This window comes from Chthonobacter albigriseus (assembly GCF_013839445.1).
Classification (GTDB): Bacteria; Pseudomonadota; Alphaproteobacteria; order Rhizobiales; family Pleomorphomonadaceae; genus Chthonobacter; species Chthonobacter albigriseus.
In genome coordinates this window covers 207,190-230,529 of sequence record NZ_JACDIT010000003.1, presented here as the reverse complement: position 1 = coordinate 230,529, position 23,340 = coordinate 207,190, and the positions used below count along the sequence as shown (strand labels likewise).

Here is a 23,340-nt window from a genome sequence, read left to right as displayed (position 1 = left end):
TTTCCCCCGGTCTCTTCAAGTGCCCGATCAGGCGGCGATGGCGGATTCCAGCGTCGGGCGGATGCTCGTCCAGCCGGCGGCGGCCTCGTAGGCGGCGCCGATACGCAGCGTGGTGGCCTCGTCGAAGGGCTTGCCGACGATCTGCATGCCGAGCGGCAGCCCGCCGGCGGAGAAGCCGGTGGGCAGGCTCAGCGCCGGGTTGCCCGTGACGTTGAACGGGATCGTGTACATGCCGACCCAGCGCTGGACGTCGTGCGCGAAGTTGGCGAAGGGCGCCGCCTCGGTGAGGGCGGAGGCGGTGATCATCGCGTCGCAGGACTTGAACACGCGGTCGTTGACGATGGAGGTGAGTTCGGCGCGCAGGCGGAAGGCCTGGACCATGTCGGCCGCGCTGAGGACGGCACCCGGGGCGAAGCGCTGGTAGGCGTAGCGACCGTAGGCGAAGGGGCGGGACTTCAGGTCCTGCTCGTGGATGGCGTAGGCCTCCCCGATCAGGATGACGCGGCCGCAGGCCTCGAAGAGCTCGTAGGTGGGCAGTTCGACTTCGACCACCTCGGCGCCGAGGCCGGCGATCGTCTCGGCCGCCTTGTCGAGGGCCGCCAGCACCTCCGCCGAGGTGATCGGGTTGGCGGCGAAGAAGGAGCGGGCGTAGCCGATCTTCAGGCCGGCGAGATCCTGGCCGATGCCTGCGGTGAAATCGGGCACCGGGACGTCGGCGCTTGCCGGGTCCAGCGGGTCGTGGCCGGCGATCACCTGCATAGTGAGGGCGGTATCCTCCACCGACCAGGTAAGCGGGCCGGCGTGGTCGAGCGTGAAGGACAGCGGAAAGATGCCGCGGCGGGAGACGCGGCCGTAGGTGGCCTTGAGCCCGACGGTGCCGCAGTGGGCGGCCGGGCCGCGGATCGAGCCCCCGGTGTCGGAGCCCATGGCCAGGCGGACCATGCCGGCAGCGACCGCGGCCGCCGAGCCGGACGAAGAGCCGCTGGTGGAGCGCGACGTGTCCCACGGATTGCGGGCCGGCGGGGTGATCAGGTCGAAGCTCGGGCCGCCGATGGCGAACTCGAAAGTGCCCGCCTTGCCGACAAGCACCCCGCCGCCGGTCGCCAACTTGGCTGCCACGGTGCAGTCCTCCGCCGGGATCTGGTCGGCGAAGAGGCGCGAGTGATTGGTCGTTCGGATGCCAGCAGTGGCGTAGATGTCCTTCAAAGCATAGGGGATGCCGTGCAGCGGGCCGCGATCGACGCCGGCAGCGAGTTCGGCGTCGGCCCGCACGGCATCCGCAAGCGCCCGCTCGCGCGTGACGGTCACGAAAGCATCCAGGGTCGGTTCCAGCGCCGCGATCCGGCTCAACGAGGCCTGGGTGAGGGCAGTGGAGGTGATCTCGCCGGCGCGCAGCTTGCGCCCGGCCTCGGCGATGGAGAGTTCGTTCAGTGCGGTCATTTCGCGTCTCCGGCGGGGGCGTAGCGGGCGAGGCTGAAGATGTTGGACGGCTCGGCCGCGGCGGTGCGAGGCCCGCGCAGGAGGCTGGTGATGCGGCGCAGGTCGCGCGCCTCGGAGTAGACGCCCGCCGCCAAGTCGGGCGGAACCTGCAGACCTGCCGCCGCAAGCAGCGCCGTGATCTCCTGATCGAACGCCTTATCGGGCATGTCGCACCTTTCTGGATATCCGGTTTAGCTGAATTTATCGTAATGGATATTACCAAAATCAGATAACCGAGATAGCGCAAAATTTGTGCATGCCTTGCCTAAGCGCGTAGCTTGGTTCGATATTGAAGATCCGGAGAACGGCTTTTCCTGGTGTTTTTGAGCCGATCTGGCTTTCGGTCTGAATTGACGGCGCCATGACGAACTTTGGCTGGTGAGGCCAAAAACTCCAAATTTCAGATAAAAAATTGGCGGGATGAACGCCCGATTTTCGGCTGGGTCGATTGCAATTCGAGAAGTTGGCATCGGGATTGCAGATGGGGTCCGGGTGGTTGCCACCGCAGGACAAGAAACGTTCCCACCGCTTCCCGGAGGTGTTTCATGAAACGTAGCCGACCAAGCCTAGCCCGGCCGACGATCACGGCCCTGACGCTCGCCCTGACGACATTCGCGCTGGGAGCCGGCGAGGCTACCGCGGAAACGCAGGTGCGCGTCGCCATGACGGCAGCGGACATCCCCGACTGGACCGGTGCGCCGGACCAGGGCTACGAGGGGTTCCGCTTCGCCGGCTTCACGATCTACGACAGCCTGGTCAACTGGGACCTGTCGTCCTCGGAGAAGGCCGCCGACATCACCCCGGGTCTGGCGGAGAGCTGGGAGATCGATCCGGCCGACCACAAGCGCTGGATCTTCAAGCTTCGCCAGGGCGTGAAATTCCATGACGGCTGCGACTGGAACGCGGACGCGGCGCTCTGGAACTTCGCCCGCATCAAGGACGACAAGGCGCCGCAGCACAACGTCCGCCACCAGACCATGCAGGGCTGGACGATCTCGAACGTGGAGTCGATGGCCAAGATCGACGACTACACGATCTCGCTGACGACGAAGATCGTGGACTCGCTGATCGCCTACCAGCTGGCCGGCTACTTCCAGATCTCGCCGTGCGCCATGCAGGCAGTGAACAACAACTACGACGAATTCGCCAAGAAGCCGTCGGGCACCGGTCCGTACAAGTTCGACAAGGTGGTTCCGCGCGAGCGCCTGGAACTGGTGAAGAACGCCGAATACTGGAACCCGAAGCGCGTACCCAAGCACGACCGCCTCGTGCTGCTGCCAATGCCGGAGGCGACGACCCGCGCCGCCGCTCTGCTCGCCGGACAGGTGGACTTCGTGGAGGCGCCGTCGCCCGACACGATCCCCCGCCTCAAGGACGCGGGCATGAACATCGTCCTGGTGCCGTACCCGCACAACTGGGACTACCAGGTGCGCGTCGACATGCCTCCCTTCGACGACGTCCGCGTCCGCCGCGCCGCCAACTACGCGATCAATCGCGCGGAGATGGTGGAGATGCTGCAGGGCATCGCGATGGAGGGCTATGCCAAGTTCATCCCGTCGCAGACCTACTACGGCAATCCGGTCAAGTACGAGTACGACCCGGAGAAGGCGTCGGCGCTGCTCGAGGAAGCCGGCTGCAAGCCCTGCCAGGTGACGATCGCGATCTCCACCTCCGGCTCGGGCCAGATGCAGCCGCTGCCGATGAACGAACTGGTCAAGGAGCAGCTGGAGGCCGTCGGCTTCGAGGTGCAGCTCGACCCGATCGACTGGAACGCGCTGCTCGGCGTGTACTTCGGCGGCGCCAAGGCCTTCCCGCAGTATCACGGCGTCAACGTCAGCCTGTCGTCGATCGAGCCGGTTCAGGCGATCATGAAGAACTCCATGACCCGCTACCAGCCGCCGAACGGCCTGAACTGGGGCTTCTTCTCCGACCCGGAGACGGACGCCCTCGGTGAGGCCGCGCTGAACGAGTTCGATGCGGAGAAGCGCCTGGCGCTGATCCAGAAGATGCACGAGCGGCTGGTCGACCAGGCCTACGAGATCTTCATCGCCCACGACCTGAACCCGCGCGCCCTGTCGCCGAAGCTGAAGGGCTTCGTGCAGGCCCAGAGCTGGTTCCAGGACCTGACGCCGATCGAAGTGGTGGAGTGATTCATCCTCCCGCCCGGGGCGCCAGCCGGCGTCCCGGGTGGAGCCTGCCCGCCCGCCCGGCAGGATGACCTTGCGACCGATCAGGAGCTTCCTCGATGTGGCTTTACGTTGCGCGCCGTCTGTTCCTCACGATCCCGATCGGGCTCGGCGTCACGATCATCTGCTTCGCCCTCGTCTATCTGGCTCCCGGCGATCCCATCCAGAGCCTGCTGCCGCCGGATGCGAGCGAAGCGGACAAGATCGCCATCAAGAAGGCCTACGGCCTGGATGAGCCGATCCCCGTGCAATACGTCGTCTGGCTCGGCAAGGCGCTGATCGGCGATCTCGGCAAGTCGATCCAGACCAACCGGCCGGTGATCGACGAGGTGATGCGGGCGTTCGGCAACACCATCACCATCGCCGTCATCTCGGTGGTGCTGGCGATGGGCATCGCGCTGGTGCTCGGCATCATCGCCGCCATCAAGGTCGGCAGCTGGGCCGACCGGCTCTCCACCGCCATCGCCGTTCTTGGCATCAGCGTGCCGACCTTCTGGCTCGGCGTGGTGCTGGTGATCGTGTTTTCGGTCAACCTCGGCTGGCTGCCCGCGACGGGCATGGGCGAGGGCGGATCGGAGGACTTCAGCTTCCTGGAATGGGAGAGCCTGCAGTACGCCATCCTGCCGATCATCGCGATGACGCTGACGCCGCTCGGCATCCTGATGCGGACCACGCGCTCAACTTTGGCGGAGATCCTGGGGCAGGACTTCATCCAGACGCTCAGGGCCAAGGGCCTCAGCGAATGGCAGATCATCGTCCACGCGATCTGGAACGGGGCGCCGCAGATCCTCGCCATGCTGGGCCTGCAGCTCGGCTACCTCGTGGGCGGATCGATCCTGGTGGAGACGATCTTCACCTGGCCGGGAACCGGGTTCGTGCTGAACACCGCGATCCTGACCCGCGACATCCCCCTGCTGCAGGGCACGATCCTGGTGCTGGCGATGGCCTTCGTCCTCATCAACCTGATCGTCGACCTCCTGCAGACCCTCGTCGATCCGCGCATCAAGCGCACCTGACGCCCCCGGGAGAGAGCCATGACCGACATCTCGGCCGAAAACGCCGCCCTCATCCCAGCCCCGCAGAAGCCTGTCGTCCGCGGCTACTGGGGCAACGTGTGGAACAAGCTGCGCTACGACTATGTGACACTGTTCTTCCTGGGCCTGATCATCGCGATCATCCTGATCGCCATCCTGGCGCCCTGGATCGCCCCGTTCGACCCAAACAAGTCGAGCATGGCGTCGCGGTTGAAGCCACCGGGTTTCAAGCACTTCGTTCTCGGCACGGACGAGCAGGGGCGCGACATCCTCTCGCGCATCATCTGGGGCGGCCGCACGTCGCTGCTGATGGGAATCTCGCCGGTGCTGTTCGCCACGATCATCGGCGGCCTGTTCGGCGTGCTCGCCGGGTTCGCCGGCGGGCGCACCAACACCGCGATCATGCGGACCATGGACGTGTTCTTCGCGTTCCCGTCGGTGCTCCTGGCCGTCGCGATCTCCGGCAGCCTGGGCAGCGGCATGGTCAACCAGATGATCACGCTGACGATCGTGCTCATCCCGCCGATCTGCCGCGTGGCGGAGACGGCAACGGCCCAGGTGCGCACGATGGACTTCATCGACGCCGCCAGGGCGAGCGGGGCGAAGACGCCCAGCATCCTGTTCAGGCACGTGCTGGTGAATGTCATGTCGCCGGTGCTTGTCTACGCTTCGACTCTGGTGTCGGCGTCCATCCTGCTCGCCTCCGGCCTCTCCTTCCTCGGTCTCGGCGTCGCGCCGCCGACCCCGGACTGGGGCCTGATGCTCTCCACCCTCCGCCAGTCGATCTATGTGCAGCCACTCGTCTGCGCCCTGCCGGGCGTGGCGATCCTGGTCACATCGGTCGCCTTCAACCTCGTGAGCGACGGCCTGCGCCAGGCCATGGACGTGAAAGCGTGACAGAGGAGACCGCCATGACCGCGCAACCCACAGAGCGCCACCTCCAACCGGTCCCGCCGGGCGACAACAACGACCGCGGCGGCAAGGCCCAGCCGCTCCTGATCGTGCAGAACCTGCAGAAGTACTTCCCGATCCGCGGCGGCGTGCTCAACCGCAAGGTCGCCGAGGTGAAGGCCGTGGACGACGTGTCGTTCTCGGTGATGAAGGGCGAGACGCTGGGTATCGTCGGGGAATCGGGCTGCGGAAAGTCGACGCTCGCCCGCCTGCTGATGCATCTGATGCCGCGCGACAAGGGCACGCTGGTGTTCGACGGCGACCCGGTGGACGAGCCGCACGGCATCACGCTGCGCGAGTTGCGCCGGAACATGCAGATGGTGTTCCAGGACAGCTACTCGTCGCTGAACCCGCGCCTGCCGGTGGTGGACTCCATCGCCTACGGGCCGACGGTGCACGGTGTCGCCACGTCGGAAGCCAAGATCAAGGCGCGCGGGCTGCTGGAGAAGGTGGGGCTCCGGCCCGACCTGTTCGGCGGGCGCTATCCGCACGAGCTTTCGGGCGGTCAGAAGCAGCGCGTCAACATCGCCCGGGCGCTGGCGCTCGATCCGCGCATGCTGATCCTGGACGAGGCGGTTTCGGCGCTGGACAAGTCGGTGGAGGCGCAGGTGCTCAACCTGCTCGGCTACCTGAAGCGCCACCTGAACCTCACCTACATCTTCATCAGCCACGACCTCCACGTGGTGCAGTACATCTCAGACCGCGTGCTGGTGATGTATCTCGGCCAGGTCGTCGAGATCGGGCCGGTGGACCGGATCTACAACGCGCCGAAGCACCCCTATACAAGGGCCCTGCTGCAGTCGGCGCTGGAGATCGACCCGGAGCACCGGATCGAGACGCCGCCGCTGGTCGGCGATCCCCCGAACCCGATCAATCCGCCGTCCGGCTGCCGCTTCCGCACACGCTGCCCCTATGCGGAAGCAATCTGCGAACGCGAGACGCCAAAGCTCGGAAAAGCCGCGGAAAACCCGGCGGAGCACGTGGCCGCGTGCCACATCACCAACCCGGTCGCGGGCCACAGCATGGCCGGCCGCACCCTCCAGTCCCTGCCGGTCGAAGCGTCCGCTCCGCGCGCGCTCGCCGCCGCCCTTTGAGGTGCCCCATGGCCGATACGAACAACCCGACCCCGCCCAAGCGCCCGCTGGTGGAGGTGCGTGACCTCAACGTCAACTTCGTCAGCCGCGAAGCGACCGTCCGGGCGGTGAACGGCGTCAGCTTCGACGTGATGCCCGGTGAGGTGCTGTGCATCATCGGCGAGTCCGGCTCCGGCAAGTCCGTGACGATGCGCTCGCTGATGCAACTGCACCCGAAGAAGCGCACCCGGATCACCGGGTCAATGCGGGTGGGCGACCACGACATCATGGCGCTCTCCGACAAGGAGATGAACGCGGTGCGCGGCCGTGTCATCTCCATGGTGTTCCAGGAGCCGATGACGGCGCTCGACCCAGTCTACACGATCGGCGACCAGATCGCCGAGACGGTGATGCGGCACGAGGGTGTCAGCAAGGCCGCGGCGATGGAGCGGGCGCTTGAGCTGATGCAGATGGTGAAGGTTCCGTCGCCGGAGCGCCGGCTGAAAGCCTATCCGCACGAGCTGTCCGGCGGCCTGCGCCAGCGCGCGATGATGGCCGTGGCGCTGTCCTGCCGGCCGGCGCTGCTCTTGGCCGACGAGCCCACCACGGCGCTCGACGCCACCGTGCAGATCCAGGTGCTGATCGTGCTGCGCAAGCTGCAGGAGCAGTTCGGGATGGGCGTGATCTTCGTCACGCACGACCTCGGCGTTGCGGCGCAGATCGCCGACAAGGTGGCGGTGATGTACGCCGGCCGGATCATCGAGTACGGCAGCGTGAAGGACGTGCTCCTGAAGCCGAAGCACCCCTATACGCTGGGGCTGATGGCCTCCACCGTGCACGGGCAGAACCGCGATCAGGACATCGACGCGATCCCGGGAAGCCCGCCGGACATGCGCTTCCTGGCGCCCGGATGCTCCTTCGCACCGCGCTGCAAGCTGGCCCAGCCCGAGTGTCTGGCCTCGTTCCCCGAGCCGAACGACCACGGCAACGGCCACATGAGCCGCTGCTTCCGCACGGCGGCGACGACGCCGGCCATGGAGATGGGGATCGCCTGACGCCGAGGCCCGCGCCACCGGTGGCGCGGGTGGGGGGAAACGCTCTCAAACAAGAAAGAAGGAAGTTCATGTCCACCGTCCTTGAGGCCGGGGTGGCGCCGGACGAGCGCGCCGCTCGCAAGGGCATCGCCATCATGCTCGCCGGCATCGTTCTCTTCGCCTTCATGAACGCCGTGGTGAAGGAACTGGCGGCCGTGTTCCCGGTGAACCAGATCGTGTTCTTCCGCGGGTTGATCGGGCTGCTGCCGCTGGGCGTGCTGATGGCGATGAACCGGGTGCGGCCGACGCTGACGATCCGCCACGCGGCCAGCCATGTGTCGCACGCCATCTTCATGACGGCGACGCTGCTCTTGTCCTACACCGCCTTCGGGCTGCTGCCGCTGGCGGAGGTGACGGCGATCTTCTTTCTGCTGCCGGTGCTGGTGGCGCTGATGTCGGCGGCATTCCTGCGCGAAAAGATCAGCCTCAGGCTCTGGATGGCGGTGACCGGGGGTTTCCTCGGGGTTCTCCTGATCGCCCGGCCGACAGGCATCTCCGGGGGAATCGGCGTGCTGTTCGGCATGGCCGGCGCGTTCGCCGGGGCCATCTCGATGTTCCAGCAGCGCACCCTCATGCGGAACAACGACACCCTGGAGATCGTGTTCTGGTTCATGGTGATGTCGTCGCTGATGACGCTGCCGACGCTCGCCTTCGCCTGGGTGCAGCCGACGCTGGAGCAGTGGGTGCTGCTCCTCGTGATGGGCATCATCTCGTCGGTCGGCCAGTATATGATCGTGCTGCCGTTGCGCTATGCGCCGGCGTCGCGGCTGGCGCCGCTGCACTACACCAACCTCCTCGGCGGGTTGATCATCGGCTACCTGTGGTTCCACGAGGTGCCGGACGCGATGATGCTGGCCGGCTGCGCCGTGGTGATCGGCGCGACCGCCCTGGTGCTGACCGCCAAGGCGCCGGCCCCCGCGCCCGCCGTGATCGACGCCGTCGAACCCCTGGAACCCGAGCCTCCCCAGCCTTGACCCGACCCCGTCGCCGGTGGTCCGGCGGCGGTTCCTTCCGTCACTCGACACGAGGAGCATCCCGATGACCAGCCTGCCGACCGCTTCCGGCTTTCTCTCCATCGCCAAGTCGATGGGCTTCGACATGACCGAGGCCGACGCCGAGGATTTCCTCGTGCACATGAAGCCGCACTTCGAGGCGGCGGACACGCTGCTCTCCGCGCCCGAGGTGATGCCGACCATCAAGTATCCGCGCACGCCGGGCTATCGCCCCGGGCCGGCCGAGGATCCCAACAATTCCTGGTACCGCAAGACGTCGATCAAGGGCGCGCCCGAGGGCAAGCTGAAGGGCCGCACGGCGGCGCTGAAGGACAACGTGTTCGTCGCCGGCGTACCGATGATGAACGGGTCGACCTTTCTGGACGGCTTCGTGCCGGACGTGGATGCGACCGTGGTGACGCGGCTGCTCGATGCCGGTGCTGAGATCACCGGCAAGGTGCACTGCGAATACTTCTGCCTGTCGGGCTCCAGCCATACGAACGCGACCGGCGCCTGCCACAACCCGTGGAAGCGCGGCCATTCGGCGGGCGGCTCGTCGTCCGGCAGCGCGGCCGCAGTGGCGGCGGGCGAGGTGGACATGACGATCGGCGGCGACCAGGGCGGCTCGATCCGCCTGCCGGCGTCGTTCTGCGGCATCGTCGGCCTCAAGCCGACGCACGGGTTGGTGCCCTACACGGGCATCATGAGCCTCGACATGACGATCGACCACACCGGCCCGATGACCCGGACGGTGGCCGACAACGCCCTGATGCTGGAGGTGATCGCCGGTCCGGACGGCTACGACATGCGCCAGCCCGCCTATGAGCCGCCGGCCTATTCCAAGCACCTTTCCGGCGGCGTGAAGGGGATGCGGATCGCGATCGTCAAGGAAGGCTTCGGCCGGCCGGAGTCGGAGGAGGCCGTGGATGCCAAGGTGCTCGCCGCGGCCGAGCTCTACAGGAAGATGGGGGCGATCGTCACCGAGATCTCGCTGCCGCTGCACGATGCGGCGGCCGCGTTCTTCATGCCGATGGCGGCGGAGGGCTTCGTGCGCCAGATCTTCGACAGCAACGGCGTGGTGACCGGGGTGGACGGTCTCTACTCGACCGCCGCGGTGGACCGCTTCCGGCACTGGAAGGACCGCGCCAACGAGTTCCCCGACACCGCGAAGGTGTTCCTGACGCTCGGGCGGGCGATGGCCGACATGCACGGCGGCAAGGTCTGGGCGAAGGCGATCAACGCGCGCCGGGCGCTCAAGGCCAAGTTCGCGGCGGTGATGGAGAACTACGACATCCTCCTGATGCCGACGACGCCGATGGTCGCCCCGGCGCTGCCGGAACCCGGCGCGCCGCGCAGCGTGATCCTGAAGAAGGCGTGGGAGATGCTCGGCAACACGGCGCCCTACAACAGCACCGGCATGCCGTCGCTGACGGTGCCCTGCGGCATGTCCAACGGGTTGCCTGTGGGGCTGATGCTGACCGGCAAGTGGTTCGACGAGGTGTCGCTGTTCAAGGCGGCCTACGCGTTCGAGCAGGACGGGGATTGGACCAAAAAGTAATCGGATCCGGGCGTGCCGGGGGGCGTGATTTCGCCCTCCGGTTCGAGTTGCGAGCGCACCATCGGTCCGTCTCTGCAAGGGGGTGGCGCGGACGTGCTGGCTCCTCCCGCAAAGTAGGCAACAAGATCCTGGTCCGGGTCAGTATCGGCGTCGGCTCGGGGCGGATCCGGTTAGGATCAGGCGGGCGGCCGTCCAGGCGGCGGTGGTGGCTGCGCGCAGGCGGGCACCGTCGGTGGCGGCGATCCGGAGGGCGACGCCAGCGCCGCGGGGCAGGAGCGTGGCCGCTGCGAGGCAGTCGATATCCAGGAGCGAGGCGTCCAGGGCGGCAGCCAGGGCGGCGTGCGATTCCGTGCTGCCGGGCGTTGCCACGATCAGCGAGCCGTGCGCGCGGAGCGACGCGGCGCGGCCGAAGCGGTTGCCGGGTGCGGCGAGTTCGAAGCGGTCGACCGCGAGAAGCGCACCGTCGGGGCGGCGGATCTCGATCTCGCCGGCGTAGAGGCGGAAGTGGCGGTGCGCGCGTGGCAGTCCGCCCACCGCTTCGGCGCTTGTCGCGTCCGGGTCATGGGCGACGAAGCCATCCGCGACAACGGCGGTGGCGGCGGGGTCCACCGTCAGGATCAGGCGCTGGCGGAGGGCCGCATCGGGGAAGAGGATGCGCGGGGCGGGGAGGTATTCGGCGAGCGCACCGGCGGCCACGTCGATCGCGATGCTCTCCTCGGCGATCATGCCGGCCGGCATGCGGTGGACGGCCATGGCGGCCTGCGTGGTGATGTGGGCGTTCGCGCCCGCTCCGACCGTGATGCGCTGGACGAGGCGGTCTTCGCCGAGGATCGCCCCGCTTGCGGACTGGACGATGGTGGTCAGCATGTCCGCGGGGTGGTCGTCGAGCCGGAAGGCGCTGGTCAGGACGAAGGGGTAGCGCGTGCGGCGGCGGGTCAGCCGGGTGCCCGCCAGCGGATGCGCGCCGAAGACGAGGTCGAGTTGCGGTTCGTCGGTGGGGACGGGCAGGGCGCTCACGTGCGGAACAGCACCTCGCGTTCCAGGTGGTCGGCGACGGCGTCGATTCCCTCGCTTCGGCGGCAGTTGGTGACGATCACCGGCCGGCCGGCGCGGACCCTGCGGGCCTCCGCGATCATGCCGTCGAGGTCGACGCCGACGTGCGGGGCGAGGTCGGCCTTGTTGATGACCAGGAGGTCGCATTTCAGGACGCCCGGGCCGCGTTTGCGCGGGATGTCGTCGCCGCCTGCGACGTCGATCACGAAGATCCAAAAGTCCGTGAGATCGCGCGAGAAGGTGGAGGCGAGGTTGTCACCGCCGCTTTCGATCAGGATGAGTTCCACGCCGGGGAAGCGGCGCTCCAGGTCGTCAGCGGCCTCGATGTTGAGGGTTGGATCTTCACGGATCACCGTGTGCGGGCAGGCGCCGGCCTCCACCGCCGACACGCGCGCCGGATCGATCAGGCCGGAACGGCGGACGCGCTCGGCGTCCTCGTGGGTCACGAGGTCGTTGGTGATGACCGCAAGGTCCACCTTGCGGGCGGCGAAAGCTGCGATCAGGCGCTCGACGAGCGCCGTCTTGCCGGAGCCGACGGGGCCGCCGATGCCGACACGGGCGGCGGGGGCGGTCTTGGCGGGCGTCGCCGGGGAGAGTGCGGGCGCGTTCATCGCATCATGTACCGGCGATTGAGGGGCACCTTGCGGGCGGGCTCGCACATCAGGAGCTTGCCGTCGGCTCGCACCTCGAAGGTTTGCGGATCGACCTCGATCCGGGGCAGGGCGGTGTTGCGCAGCATGTCGGACTTGCGCAGCGACCGGACGCTCTTGATCGGCATGAACTTCTTGGCGACGCCGAGCCGGGCGTGGGTGCCGGCCTCGATCGCCAGCTTGGAGACGAAGGTGACGCCGAGGTGGTGCTTGGCGGTGCCCATGGCGCCCCACATCGGGCGCTGGATGATCGGCTCGGAGTTGATCTGGCTGGCGTTGCCGTCGCCCATCGCGGACCAGGCGACATAGCCGCTCTTGATCACCATCCAGGGCTTGATGCCGAAGGAGGCGCGCGGCCAGAGGACGAGGTCGGCGATGCGGCCTGGTGTGATCGAGCCGACGTGGTCTTCGATGCCGACGGCGATCGCCGGGTTGACCGTAAGCTTGGCGATGTAGCGCTTGATGCGCTCGTTGTCGGCGCGCTCGGTGGTCTCTTCGGGAAGGCGGCCGACCCGTTCCTTCATGACGCTGGCGAGCTGCCAGCACTTGGCGACGTTCTCGGCCAGCCGGCCCATGCCCTGGGTGTCGGTGGCAAAGCAGGAGATCGCGCCCATGTCGTGGAGGAAGTCTTCCGCCGCCATCGACTGCGGACGGATGCGGGCCTCGGCGAAAGCGACGTCCTCCGGCAGGCGGTAGTTCATGATGTGGGCGAGCATGGTCATCGGCACGCCCTCTTCCAGGGCGTAGGCGGTGAAGGGGTTGGTGGGGTTGGTGGACGAGGGGATGACGTTCGCCCAGGAGTTCACCTTGAGGAGGTCCGGCGCGTGGCCGCCTCCGGCGCCCTCCACGTGGTACATGTGGATGGTGCGGCCGTCGACGGCCGCCATGGTGTCCTCGCAGAAGCCGAACTCGTTGATGGTGTCGGTGTGGAGATGCACCGCGAAATCGTTGCGATCCGCGGCGATCAGCGCGCCGTCGATCACGGCGGGGGCTGCCCCGAGGTCCTCGTGGATCTTCACCCCGAGGGCGCCGCCGGAGACGCTCTCCTCCACCGCGCCCGGGTCGGACGCGCCGCGGCCGAGGAAGCCGAAGTTGAGGCAGTAGCCGTCGGCGCCGCGGATCAGCGAGCCGATGATGTTGGGCCCGGAACAGCTGGTGTCGAAGTGGGGACCCGGCGTCATGCCGATCATCGTCGTGGTGCCGCCGGCGAGCGCATGGTCGCACTGCTGCGGCGACAGGAAGTGGGCGTGGCCTTCCACCGCGCCGGCGGTCACGATGTAGAAGTCGCCGTGGACGCAGGTGGTGTTGGGGCCTGTGACGAGGCCGGGGGTGACGCCGGCCATGATGTCCGGATTGCCGGCCTTGCCGACGCCGACGATGCGGCCGTCGCGGATGCCGATGTCGCCCTTCACGATGCCGAGGACGGCGTCGATGATGGTTGCGTTGTGCACGACCATGTCGAGCGCGCCGGAGGCATAGGTGCCGGTGGTCTGGAAGCCCTCGCCGTCGCGCATCGACTTGCCGGCGCCGGTGGTGAGCTCGTCGCCGTAGACGGTGTAGTCGTGCTCGACCTCGGCGATCAGGCCGGTATCACCCAGGCGAAAGAGGTCGCCCTTGGTGGGGCCGTAGATCTCGGCGTAGGCCTTGCGGCTGATCATGACCATGGACGTGTCTCCTCAGGCGCCGAGGTAGCCGCGGGCGCGGGCGTTGGCGAGGGCGGCATCGAGGGCGCCGGGGGCGTCGAGCGGACCTTCCACAAGGCCGGCCTCGCCGCGCATGACGCGGTCGCCGGCGATGGCGACGAGGTCGACGGACTTGGGGATGCCCGGTTCGAAGCGGACGCCAACGCCGGACGGCTTGTCGACGCGCATGCCGAAGGTGGCCGCGCGGTCGAATTTCAGCGCCCGGTTGACCTCGAAGAAGTGGGCGTGGCTGCGGACCTGGACGTCCCGGTCGCCGGTGTTGACGACCTCCACGGTGACCCGCGCGCGCCCGGCGTTGAGCTCGATGTCGACGTCGGGCGTGATCACCTCGCCGGGGAAGCCGGGGGCGGTCGGCTTGTCGCCGGGGGCGATGGGGGCGAAGACGACGATCATCTTGGTGCCTTCCTCGAAGTTTCCTTCGACGGAGACCACCGGGATCATCTCGGCGACGCCTGGCTCGACGTCGTCGGTGGTGAGCAGCTTGCCGGCCATCTCCACGATGTCCGTGTAGGGAACGTCGCGCCGGGCGGCGAGCAGCATCTCGTCGGCGATCAGGGCGACCGCCTCGGGGTGCGAGAGGCGGATGCCGAGCGCCTTGTGGCGGCGGGCGAACTCGGCCGCGGTGAAGATGGTGAGCCGTTCCAGTTCGGTGGGCGTCAGGTTCATGGGGCAGGCGTCCCAGGTCAGCGGGAAAATCGGATCAGGTGGCGAAAAGGCGGGCGTCGCGGCGGGCGTGGCGCGAGAGCGCGACGTCGGCGACGGGTGTGAAGGCGGTGAGATCGGCGGGCGGCGACACTGCCGCGAGACGGGCGATGGTGGCGCGGGCGGCGGTCAGCACGGTCTGCGCGGAGAGGTGGCCGATCAGGCCGAGGCGGAGGCCGGCTGCGGCGATACCCTGCGCCATCGTCCAGGCGGAGAGCAGTTCAGAGGAGTTGCGGTCGAGACCGGCCGTGCGCCAAACCAGGCCCTGGACCACGGGGAGGTGGCCGAGTTCGCCGTCGACATCGACCAGCGCGCGGTAGTCGGCGACCGGTCCGCCGGACAGGCGTGCGTGGACGCCGAGGAGGGCACGACCGGCGCGGCGCGATCCGGCCCGCATGGGTGCGGCCCATGTGGCGATCTCGACGGCGCGGTCGATCCCGGCGAGCGCGTCGAGGTCGGGCGCTTCGTGGGCTCGGGCGAGCGCGACGCGGTCGAAGCCGTGCCAGCGGTTGGCGAGAAGGTCGGCGAGAAAGGCGGAGATGTCGGCCTCGCCGGAGATCCAGCCGTCGTTGACCAGTTCCTCCAGGCCCCAGGAGAAGGCGAACCCGCCGGACGGGAAGGCACTGTCGCCGTGCTGGAGGGCGAGGAGGAGGGCTTCAATTGGCATTGCCGACCACCGTGACGATGCCGTCGTCGAGCAAGGGTGCGATGCGCGCGGTGTAGTCGGCGGCGGCACCGTCGAGGACGACGCAAAGGTCGGTGCCTTCGAAGCGGACGCGCCAGTGGAGGTGGCCGGCCAGGAAGCCCAGCTTCAACGCGCCTTCCGTGCCCTGCGGGCGCAGGCGCAGTTCGCGGGGCGCGCCCGCGCGGACCACGACGGCGCGGTCGTCGTCGATGAAGAGGACGGCGCCGTCGTAGAGCGCGTCGTCGCGGTCGAGCGAGACGGCGCATTCGGTGCCGCGATCGGTGAGGGCGCGGAGCCGGCGGCGGCCGAGATCGGCTTCCGGCACGAACAGGAACTCGATCGCGTCGTGGTGCTCCAGGTGGTGCAGGCGGTGATGCAGCGCGTGGTCCCGCCGATCGCCGACAATGCCGTGCAGCCGCAGCATGGAAAACCTCCGGTGAAACAGTCCGGCGGGAAATGGACCGCCGCCGGGGCGGCGGTTCGCGAGGCCAATCAGGCGACGGCCTGAAGCGTCGGCTTGGCGGCGGCGAGCACGTCGGTCACTTCGGCGGTGGTCATCACGTCGGCGAAGATCGCGGCCATGTTGCAGAGCGTGGCGTTGTGCTCGGCGTCGGTGATGGCCGCGTTGCCATCGGCGACGAAGATGATCTTGTAGTTCATCTGCTGGGCGTCGCGGGCGGTGGACTCGCAGCAGCAGTTGGTCAGCGTGCCGGTGATGATCAGCGTGTCGATCCCGCGCGCGGTCAGGATGTCGTGGAGCTGGCAAGTGCCGGGTATGAAGCCGCTGAAGCGCGTCTTGTCGACGATCAGGTCCTCAGGCAGCACCTCCAGCTCCGACCAGAGCTCGAAGTTCGGGTTGCCCGGCGTGAAGGAGACGCTGACGCCGTCGAGCGCCTCGGGTCCGATCATGCTGGAGTACCAGGAGGTCCACTTCAGCGGTTCGGAGGGGTCAAAGAGGTAGCGCAGGTAGACGACGAGGCCGCCGGCTTCCCGCACGGCGGCGGAGATGGCGTTGACGTTCGGGACGATCTCGCGGGCGACCGGGACCTCGACCGGTGCGCCGACCCCCATGAAGCCGACCTGCAGGTCGACGACGATGTGGGCGGTGCGCGCGGGGTCGATGTCGGTGAAGACATGGTCGCGGCCGCGCAGGGCCTTGCCGCGAGCGAGGACTTCCGGCGCGATCTCGATCTTGTGCATGGGTGAACCTCCAGTTCGAATGGCGGAAATGCGGAACGCAACGGAACGGATCGGCTGGTCAGCGGCCTGAAAGCTGGCCCTGTCTGCCCTTGTCGGCAAGAGGATGACATCTCGTTAACGTGAAAACAAGATAGATGAAAACGATAGTTTACGGTGCATGGAGGTCGACCGGAAAGCGTCGCCGAGGGCTTCGGTCCGTGTTCGCGGTCGACGGCGGAGGGTCGAGGGAGGTCGCGATCCCATCGGCTCTACCACCCGAGAAGCGCGGTCGTTGTCCATGTGTCACAAACCGCCTGTAGATGCAGAGCCTCGGCCCACCCCGAGGACGATCCCGACATGGCTTACCTGGCTGGCTTCTGCGTCTTCGCATTCACCGTGCACATCCTGGGACTGGCGATCGCCGCGTGGCGGGCAGGGCGCAAACGTGCCCCGACCGAACTCGTCCGGCAGAAGCCGCCGGTCACCATCCTGCGGCCGGTCTGTGGGATCGATCCGTTCGTTCGGGAGACGCTGCGCTCGACCTTCGCGCTCGACCATCCGGAGGTCGACATCGTGTTCTGCGTCGCGTCGTCCGCCGACCCGGTGATCCCCATCGTGGAGCGATTGATCGGAGAGCATCCGGAACGGCAGGCGCGGCTGCTGGTCGGGGACGACCGGGTGAGCGTCAATCCCAAGCTCAACAACCTCGTGAAGGGCTGGAAGGCGGCGCGCCATCCCTGGATCGTGATGGTGGACAGCAACGTGCTCTTGCCGCGTGATTTTATCGACCGACTGATGGAACGCTGGACGCCCGGCACCGGGCTGGTCTGCTCGCCGCCGGTGGGCGCGCTGCCCCGGAGCGCGGGCGCGGAGTTGGAGTGCGCCTGGCTCAACAGCTATCAGGCGCGCTGGCAGCTGGCCGCCGACACGCTCGGGTTCGGCTTCGCGCAGGGCAAGGTGATGCTGTGGCGCCGGGAGGTGCTGGAGCACGCGGGCGGCATCGAGCGGCTGGCCGGCGAAGTGGCCGAAGACGCTGCGGCGACCAAGATCGTTCGGCAAGCGGGGCTCGCGGTCCGGCTGGTCGACCGGCCGTTCCCGCAGCCGCTTGGCGATCGCTCGTTCGGTGACGTCTGGCGGCGGCAGGTGCGCTGGGCGCGGCTGCGGAAGTCATCGTTTCCGGCGTTCTTCGCACCGGAGATCCTGGCCGGGGGCTTGCTGCCCGTCGCCGGCGCGGGGCTGCTCGCAGCGTTCGGATACTGGCCTGCCTCAGCCGTCGCGATCTATGTGGCCGCCTGGTACGGCGCGGAACTCCTGGCGGCGTTCCGCGCCGGATGGTCGGTCTCCGTCCGCCAATTCGCGGCGATGCTTGCCCGTGACTGCCTGCTGCCGGCGCTGTTCGCCGCCACCTTCGCCGGCAACGGCTTCGAGTGGCGGGGCAACGCCATGGAAGTGCCGGGGGGCAGCGTTCGGACCGGCGCCATGCGCAAGGCATCGCGGCGGGTCGCGGCCCGGATCCGGGAGGCAGCCTTCAGCCGGCGTTGAAGGCTGGTTTCAGGACGGTTCGTTCACCAGGATCGGAGCGGCCTCAGGGTCGGGGTCTTCTTGGCGAGGTGTCCTTCCATCCGCGCCAGAAGCGTCTCGAGGACGTCCAGGGCCATTCCGATCTCCGGACCCTTGTTGAGCATGACGCATTCGGCGCGGGCCGCCATCGCCGCGTCGGTCATCTCGCCGCGCGAGGGCACGCCGGTTTTCACGAGGTCCTCCAGCACCTGGGTGGCCCAGATCGCCGGGACATGGGCCGCCTCGCAGATCCAGAGAATCTCCTCCTGCATCTCAGCGAGCCGCTCGAAGCCGATCTCGGCCGCAAGGTCGCCGCGCGCGATCATGACGCCGAACGGCCGGCGGCCAGCGGCTGCCCGCGCGATCAGGCGCGGCAGGTTGCGGATCGCTTCCGGCCGCTCGATCTTGGCGACGAGACCCAGCCGCCGCGCCGCGGCGCCGCGGCGGGCCAGCGCCGTTTCAAGCATGTCGATATCTTCCGGCCGGCTGACGAAGGAGTAGCCGATCATGTCCGCGCAGGTGATCACCGCGTCGAGGTCGGCCTCGTCCTTGGTCGTGAGCGGAGACAAGCCGAGCGCGGTGTCGGGCAGATTGAGACCCTTTTCCGGCTTCAGCTTCGCTCCGCCCGTCTTGGTGCGGACGACGCGGAGAATGGCCTCGCCTTCCGTGAGGCTTTCCGCGACGGCCTGAAGCTTTCCGTCGTCGTAGAGGACGCGGTCGCCCACGGACAGGCGGAGAACCAGTTCGGGCAGGGAGACGGTGGCCGCGAAGGCGACATCGGCGTCGACGCGGGGTGCGCCGGCGGCGCAGAGGCGAAGTCTGGCTCCGGCTTCAAGCCGCGCCTTCTTGTCCGGCGTGGCGACGGCTTCGGTGCGGATCTTGGGGCCGGCGATATCCATCAGCACGGTGATCCTGCGGCCGAAAAGTTCGGACGCGGTCCGTACGTGCGACGCCATGGCGAGCCAGGCGACGCTGCCGTCGTGGGCGCAGTTGATCCGCGCCACGTCCATTCCCCGGCGTGCGAGGTCGATGACCAGTCCCGGATCGCCGGCGGCCTCGCTCGGCAGGGTCACCATGATCCGGGTCCGTCGGGTAGCGGGTGGGGGACCGAAGAGATCGTCTCCCGCGCTCGCAAGGCGGGCTTCGCCAGCGAAGAAACCGGCTTCGGACGCGATCGGGGGCTTGTCGCCTCCGGCAAGCGCCGAGAGAGCGCCGGCGACGGCGTCCAGCGTTTCCAGAACACGGCTTTCCAGGCGGCCGAGGGAGGAAAGTCCGAGCCGCATCAGGCGGCGCTGCAAGGGCCGCAGGTCGTGGTGGCGGAGCGCCAGGTAGCGCGCGAGATTCTCGACGCCGGGTGCGGCGGATTCGAGAGCATCCCAGTCGGCCAGGAACGCCTTTGCCTCGGACAGTACAGCGGTCCGCAATGCCGCCACGTCCGTAAGCAGTGATGCGATCTCACCGCTTTCGCGGGTGCTCGGAGTGTCCATGGATCTGCCCCTTCAAGGTCACGTGCCCCTTGATACGGCAGGTCCATGAACCGCAAGTGTCGTCTTAACGAGGCCTGTCTGTCAGGTGAGGTCGGCCTCCTGGCCGATGGTGCGGACGCTGCTGGCCTGCGGGCCCATCGGCCCCTCGTCGGTGGCGATGGTGACGCGGACCGTCTGGCCGACTTCCAGTTCGTCGTAGCTGCCGCTGACGACGGCGTTGCGGGTGAAGTAGAGGTCTGGCGCGCCGACGACCTCGATGAAGCCGTAGTTCTGGTCGGGAAACAGGCGGACGATACGGCCGGCGGTGCCGTCGGAGGCATGAACCTTCACATCGCCGCGACGGATGTCACCATGGTCCTCCAATTGGCGTTGGACCTTGTCGAAGGTGCGGTTGACGACGGCGGTGTGGTCGTTCTTGGAATCGTGGCGCTCCTCATGGTCCTTGGCGACGATGCTCTTGGAGCCGGGCACTTCGACCTCGACGGAGATGCCGATCGGGACCTTGCCGCCTTCCGGCGCGCGGTAGGGCACCTCGACCAGCACGCGGCAGCCAACGATGTGCTTGTGGAAGCGTTCGAGCCGTTCCACGCGCTCGCGGATCAGGCGTTCCAGGAACTCCGAGCTTTCGAGGTTCTTGAAGGCGATCTGCAGCGGGATATCCATCAACTCACTCCGTCATATGTCTTCGGTCGAACAGAAGAGGGGCCGACGCATGGCGAGCGCCGGCCCCGGTGACGCTTGGCGTCAGTGCTGGCGGTTGCCCGTCTGACCGGGCGCGCCATTGGCGGCCGACTGGGAGCCGGACGGGCCGGAGGCCTGGGAGCCGGAGCCGGTTGTGCCGCCCATGCCGCTGCCGCCCGGCGTGCTGCCGCCGGTGTTCTGGCTGCCGTAGGCCTGGCCGGTGTCGCCGGATTGGCCGTAGCGCATGTCCTGGGAGCGGACGCGCAGGTTGTTCTGGCAGTGCCGAACGCCCGAAACACCCTCGGCGCAGTCCTCGGCGCGGCGCTTGGCCTCGCGGCTGTCGACGGTGCCGCTGAGCGTGATCTCGCCGTCCTTGGCCTCCACGGTGATGTCGGACGCGTCGATCCAGGGATCGTCGGCCAGGCGGTCGTTCACGTCCTCCTTGATCCGCTCGTCGGAGCGCTTGTAGTCGCGCGGGCCGCGGCCGCGGTGCTGGCCCTCGGCCTGCCAGCTCGGGCGTTCGCGCTCGCCGGTCGGTCCGCCGAACCAGCCCTCATCCTGACGGCGTCCGCCGGCGGCGTAGCCGCTGCCCGAGCCGTGCTGCTCGAAGTGGTCGACCGGCTCTCCGGCATAGCCGCCGCGCCCTATGAAAGCGCCCTGGCGGCCACGGAAGTCGTCGCGGCCGCGGCCGCCCTGGTAGTCGGGAGAGGTGCCGTAGCCGCGTCCGCCCCGATCCTGGTAGGCGTCGCCGGACAGGGTGTCGTAGCCGACATCCGGCTGGCGGCCACGGCCGAAGCTCGGGAAGCCGGGCTGGTTGCGGCGGCTGCCGTAGCCGGCCTCACGGCCGTACATGTCGCCGACGCCGGTGCCCCAGTCGTTGGAGAAATCACGGTCGATGTCGGACCATGTCCCCTCGGACACGGGTCCGGCGCCGCGGCGTCCTTCGCCGCTGTAGCGGCGCTCGTACTCGCTGCCGAGGCGGCCCTGCCAGTCGCCGGTTTCGCGACCGCTGCCGAAGCCGCCACCGCCCGAGCTGCCGCCGCGCGCGCCGCGCGACGGATCGTTGCCGCCGCCGTATTCGCCACCGTGGCCACCACGGGCGTTGCGTTCGAAGGGGTTGCCGCCGCGCGGGCCTTCGCCGCGCCGGCCGCGATCATCGTCAGAACGGTAGCGTTCGTCGCGCCAGTCCTCTGCCATGTCGTCCTCCATCGGTCATCTTGGGATGCCGGCGGGGTCTTGGCCCCGCCGTTCCAGAGTGCCTAACCGAGCGCGGTGCGCCGGTGTTCCGGCTGCGTCCGCGTTACTGCTGGGTGCTGGTGCCGTCCTGCTGCATGGTGCCGGTCCCTGTGCCCGTGCTGCCGGTCGGCGGGGTCGCGTTCACCGGGGCGCCGGGAAGGTCCTGCACGGTGGCGAGATGCTGCTGCAGTTTGGGCAGCGTCTCTTCGGCGAAGGCCTTGATCTCGGCGTTGTCGCCGGTCTCGGCATAACCGGAGAAGATCGTCACGGCTTCCTGGTGGGCCTGGTACTGGGCGCGGACATAGGCCTCGTCGAAGTTGCCCTCGGCGCGCGCCAGCGTGTCGAGCATCTCCTTGTGGCGCGACTCCAGCGCGTCCTCGGTCATCGGGGGTGCGGAGGCTCCGGCCGACTTGACCACCTCGGCCATGCGAGCGCCGGCGTCGGTGTGGTCCTGGATCATCATCGTGGCGAACTGCTTCACGGCGTCGTCGCTCGCCTGCTTTTCGGCAAGGCGGCTGGACAGGATCTCGAACTGGTTGGACGAGGAGGCCATGCGCAGGAAGGTCGGCGTATCGACCTGCATGGTCGCGCCGGAGGACTGGCCGACGGTGGCCGCGCCGGACTGGCCGGCGGCGTCCTGGGCAAGGGCTGGGCCGGCCAGGAACGGTGCGGCGAGGGCCGTGCAGGCGACGAGGCGGATGAGGGTGCGTTTCATGGATGGAACTCCCAGAAGGTGTACCCGGCAGGGCGCCGGGCTCTGGGAAACAACGACAGAGCGGAGTCGCGGTTCCGAAGAAATGACAATGGCTCGGCTGCCGCTTCAGCCTGTCCGGTGGCGATCGGGCCGGGCTTGAACGGGAAGGGGCGGATGCGCGTTCAAGGTGGCGCAGACAACGATGCCGGAGGGTGTCATGGCCAAGCAGACCGAGCCGCAGAAGGAGACCGTCGAGCGTGTGATGCGCGCGTTCAAGCACGGCGACCTGGAGCGCAACGACGGCCGCAAGGTGAAGAACCCGAAGCAGGCTATCGCCATCGCCTTGTCGGAAGCGGGTGCTTCCAGCGAGCAGAGCCCCAGGGAAAACCGGGAACGGCTGACGTCGACCAAGGCGAAGGAGCGCAAGGGGCGGGCCGCCCGGGCCGAGAAGCGGAACAAGAGAGCGTCCCGGCCGAAAGGGGACGGTGCGGGCGAGGCGACCAAGGCCGACCTCTACGCGGAAGCCCGGAAGCGCGACATTCCCGGACGGTCCAAGATGAGCCGGGACGAATTGGCCCGCGCGCTGCGCCGCTGACCGGCGCCGGCCCGGGCAGCCGAGGATCCGCCGATGACCAGGGACGACATGATCGAACTGCTCCGCGCCCGCGGTGTCGCGGACGAACGCGTACTGGCGGCCATGGGCTCGGTCGACCGGGAGGACTTCGTGCCCGATTTCCTCCGCGACCGGGCCTACGACGACCGGGCGTTGCCGATCGAGGAGGGACAGACCATCTCGCAGCCGTTCATCGTGGGCGAGATGGCGGCTGCCGCGCGCTGCGGTCCGGAGGACAAGGTGCTGGAGATCGGTACCGGCTCCGGATATGGGGCGGCGGTGCTGTCGCGGCTCTGCCGGTCGGTGGTCAGCATCGAGCGGCGGCCGCATCTTGCCGACGCGGCGCGGGAACGGCTGGCGCGGCTCGGTTTCGCCAACGTGGAGGTGCGTACCGGTGACGGGACGGAGGGGGCGGAGGACGCCGCGCCCTTCGATGCGATCATCGTGACGGCGGGCGGGCCTTCGATCCCGGAGACGCTGAAGCGCCAACTGGCGCCGGGCGGGCGGCTGGTGATCCCGGTCGGTGCGAAGCTCAACGACCTCCGTCTGCTCCGTCTGACGCGGGGCGACGACGATCGGTACTCCACCGACGACCTCGGCGCGGTCGCCTTCGTTCCGCTGGTGGGCCGCTACGGCTTCACCGACTGGACGGCCGAGGAGCCGAGCTGACCGCAGGCGGATCGTCGCAGCGACAGGGGGACCGCTTCACGCGGGCGTCGCCTGCGGGCGA

At 68.3% G+C, this 23,340-nt stretch carries 23 protein-coding genes; 10 read left to right on the top strand and 13 right to left on the bottom strand.

What is annotated here, in order from left to right; genetic code table 11:
• Positions 1-27 precede the first annotated feature (27 nt).
• Together HZ321_RS11355 and HZ321_RS11350 are read right to left on the bottom strand one after the other, a co-directional pair.
• Positions 28-1,440 carry an amidase gene (locus HZ321_RS11355; protein ID WP_181702449.1) on the bottom strand — a complete coding sequence of 471 codons (1,413 nt, stop codon included), beginning with the start codon at positions 1,438-1,440 and terminating at the stop codon, positions 28-30.
• The gene (locus tag HZ321_RS11350; protein ID WP_181702448.1) at positions 1,437-1,646 is read right to left on the bottom strand and encodes a hypothetical protein; all 210 of its coding nucleotides are present in this window, start codon (positions 1,644-1,646) and stop codon (positions 1,437-1,439) included. The genes HZ321_RS11355 and HZ321_RS11350 overlap by 4 nt, the downstream gene beginning before the upstream one ends.
• A 378-nt stretch (positions 1,647-2,024) precedes the next feature.
• On the opposite strand from HZ321_RS11350, the gene HZ321_RS11345 reads away from it, so the two are divergent.
• From HZ321_RS11345 to HZ321_RS11315, 7 genes are all read left to right on the top strand, one after another.
• Positions 2,025-3,629, top strand: coding sequence for an ABC transporter substrate-binding protein (locus tag HZ321_RS11345; RefSeq protein ID WP_181702447.1), 1,605 nt, complete (start codon positions 2,025-2,027; stop codon positions 3,627-3,629).
• 95 nt (positions 3,630-3,724) lie between these two features.
• On the top strand, positions 3,725-4,681 hold the full coding sequence (locus tag HZ321_RS11340) for an ABC transporter permease (RefSeq protein WP_181702446.1): 957 nt from the start codon (positions 3,725-3,727) through the stop codon (positions 4,679-4,681).
• An 18-nt stretch (positions 4,682-4,699) separates the two neighbouring features.
• Positions 4,700-5,596: an ABC transporter permease gene (locus HZ321_RS11335; protein WP_181702445.1), complete on the top strand. Its 897-nt coding sequence runs from the start codon at positions 4,700-4,702 to the stop codon at positions 5,594-5,596.
• Between the two features lie 14 nt (positions 5,597-5,610).
• On the top strand, positions 5,611-6,744 hold the full coding sequence (locus tag HZ321_RS11330; RefSeq protein ID WP_181702444.1) for an ABC transporter ATP-binding protein: 1,134 nt from the start codon (positions 5,611-5,613) through the stop codon (positions 6,742-6,744).
• Positions 6,745-6,752: 8 nt separating this feature from the next.
• A complete protein-coding gene (locus HZ321_RS11325) occupies positions 6,753-7,778 on the top strand; it encodes an ABC transporter ATP-binding protein (protein ID WP_181702443.1) in 1,026 nt (341 codons plus the stop codon).
• A 68-nt stretch (positions 7,779-7,846) separates the two neighbouring features.
• Entirely contained in the window at positions 7,847-8,791 is a 945-nt protein-coding gene (locus tag HZ321_RS11320; protein ID WP_181702442.1) for a DMT family transporter, read from the top strand.
• Between the two features lie 64 nt (positions 8,792-8,855).
• Positions 8,856-10,367, top strand: a complete 1,512-nt coding sequence (locus HZ321_RS11315; RefSeq protein WP_181702441.1) for an amidase — start codon at positions 8,856-8,858, stop codon at positions 10,365-10,367.
• A 138-nt stretch (positions 10,368-10,505) separates the two neighbouring features.
• Here HZ321_RS11315 and HZ321_RS11310 read toward each other — a convergent pair whose 3' ends face one another.
• From HZ321_RS11310 to HZ321_RS11280, 7 genes are all read right to left on the bottom strand, one after another.
• Positions 10,506-11,384: an urease accessory protein UreD gene (locus HZ321_RS11310; RefSeq protein WP_181702440.1), complete on the bottom strand. Its 879-nt coding sequence runs from the start codon at positions 11,382-11,384 to the stop codon at positions 10,506-10,508.
• On the bottom strand, positions 11,381-12,031 hold the full coding sequence (gene ureG / locus HZ321_RS11305) for an urease accessory protein UreG (RefSeq protein WP_181702439.1): 651 nt from the start codon (positions 12,029-12,031) through the stop codon (positions 11,381-11,383). The genes HZ321_RS11310 and ureG overlap by 4 nt, the downstream gene beginning before the upstream one ends.
• The gene (gene ureC, locus HZ321_RS11300) at positions 12,028-13,734 is read right to left on the bottom strand and encodes an urease subunit alpha (protein WP_181702438.1); all 1,707 of its coding nucleotides are present in this window, start codon (positions 13,732-13,734) and stop codon (positions 12,028-12,030) included. The genes ureG and ureC overlap by 4 nt, the downstream gene beginning before the upstream one ends.
• Before the next feature lie 12 nt (positions 13,735-13,746).
• A complete protein-coding gene (gene ureB / locus HZ321_RS11295; RefSeq protein WP_181702437.1) occupies positions 13,747-14,439 on the bottom strand; it encodes an urease subunit beta in 693 nt (230 codons plus the stop codon).
• A gap of 34 nt (positions 14,440-14,473) precedes the next feature.
• Positions 14,474-15,142 carry an urease accessory protein UreF gene (locus HZ321_RS11290; RefSeq protein ID WP_181702436.1) on the bottom strand — a complete coding sequence of 223 codons (669 nt, stop codon included), beginning with the start codon at positions 15,140-15,142 and terminating at the stop codon, positions 14,474-14,476.
• Positions 15,132-15,584, bottom strand: coding sequence for an urease accessory protein UreE (gene ureE / locus HZ321_RS11285; RefSeq protein ID WP_181702435.1), 453 nt, complete (start codon positions 15,582-15,584; stop codon positions 15,132-15,134). The genes HZ321_RS11290 and ureE overlap by 11 nt, the downstream gene beginning before the upstream one ends.
• 68 nt (positions 15,585-15,652) lie before the next feature.
• Positions 15,653-16,360 (bottom strand): cysteine hydrolase family protein, encoded by a 708-nt coding sequence (locus HZ321_RS11280; protein ID WP_181702434.1) that lies wholly within the window; start codon positions 16,358-16,360, stop codon positions 15,653-15,655.
• A 336-nt stretch (positions 16,361-16,696) separates the two neighbouring features.
• Between HZ321_RS11280 and HZ321_RS11275 the strand changes: the two genes are divergently transcribed.
• Positions 16,697-17,881 carry a ceramide glucosyltransferase gene (locus HZ321_RS11275; RefSeq protein WP_181702433.1) on the top strand — a complete coding sequence of 395 codons (1,185 nt, stop codon included), beginning with the start codon at positions 16,697-16,699 and terminating at the stop codon, positions 17,879-17,881.
• 23 nt (positions 17,882-17,904) lie between these two features.
• On the opposite strand, the gene HZ321_RS11270 is transcribed toward HZ321_RS11275, so the two are convergent.
• The 4 genes from HZ321_RS11270 to HZ321_RS11255 all read right to left on the bottom strand — a co-directional run bounded on the left by HZ321_RS11270 (position 17,905) and on the right by HZ321_RS11255 (position 22,018).
• Positions 17,905-19,386 carry a pyruvate kinase gene (locus HZ321_RS11270; RefSeq protein WP_181702432.1) on the bottom strand — a complete coding sequence of 494 codons (1,482 nt, stop codon included), beginning with the start codon at positions 19,384-19,386 and terminating at the stop codon, positions 17,905-17,907.
• Between the two features lie 81 nt (positions 19,387-19,467).
• Positions 19,468-20,049, bottom strand: a complete 582-nt coding sequence (locus HZ321_RS11265) for an HPF/RaiA family ribosome-associated protein (RefSeq protein WP_181702431.1) — start codon at positions 20,047-20,049, stop codon at positions 19,468-19,470.
• Positions 20,050-20,130: 81 nt separating this feature from the next.
• Positions 20,131-21,264, bottom strand: coding sequence for a BON domain-containing protein (locus tag HZ321_RS21930; protein ID WP_342343837.1), 1,134 nt, complete (start codon positions 21,262-21,264; stop codon positions 20,131-20,133).
• A gap of 103 nt (positions 21,265-21,367) precedes the next feature.
• On the bottom strand, positions 21,368-22,018 hold the full coding sequence (locus HZ321_RS11255) for a DUF4142 domain-containing protein (RefSeq protein ID WP_181702430.1): 651 nt from the start codon (positions 22,016-22,018) through the stop codon (positions 21,368-21,370).
• A 196-nt stretch (positions 22,019-22,214) separates the two neighbouring features.
• On the opposite strand from HZ321_RS11255, the gene HZ321_RS11250 reads away from it, so the two are divergent.
• Together HZ321_RS11250 and HZ321_RS11245 are read left to right on the top strand one after the other, a co-directional pair.
• Complete coding sequence (locus tag HZ321_RS11250; protein WP_181702429.1) at positions 22,215-22,592, top strand: DUF6496 domain-containing protein; 378 nt, start codon at positions 22,215-22,217, stop codon at positions 22,590-22,592.
• Positions 22,593-22,625: 33 nt separating this feature from the next.
• Positions 22,626-23,279 carry a protein-L-isoaspartate(D-aspartate) O-methyltransferase gene (locus tag HZ321_RS11245; RefSeq protein WP_206682769.1) on the top strand — a complete coding sequence of 218 codons (654 nt, stop codon included), beginning with the start codon at positions 22,626-22,628 and terminating at the stop codon, positions 23,277-23,279.
• The last annotated feature ends 61 nt before the right edge of the window (positions 23,280-23,340 follow it).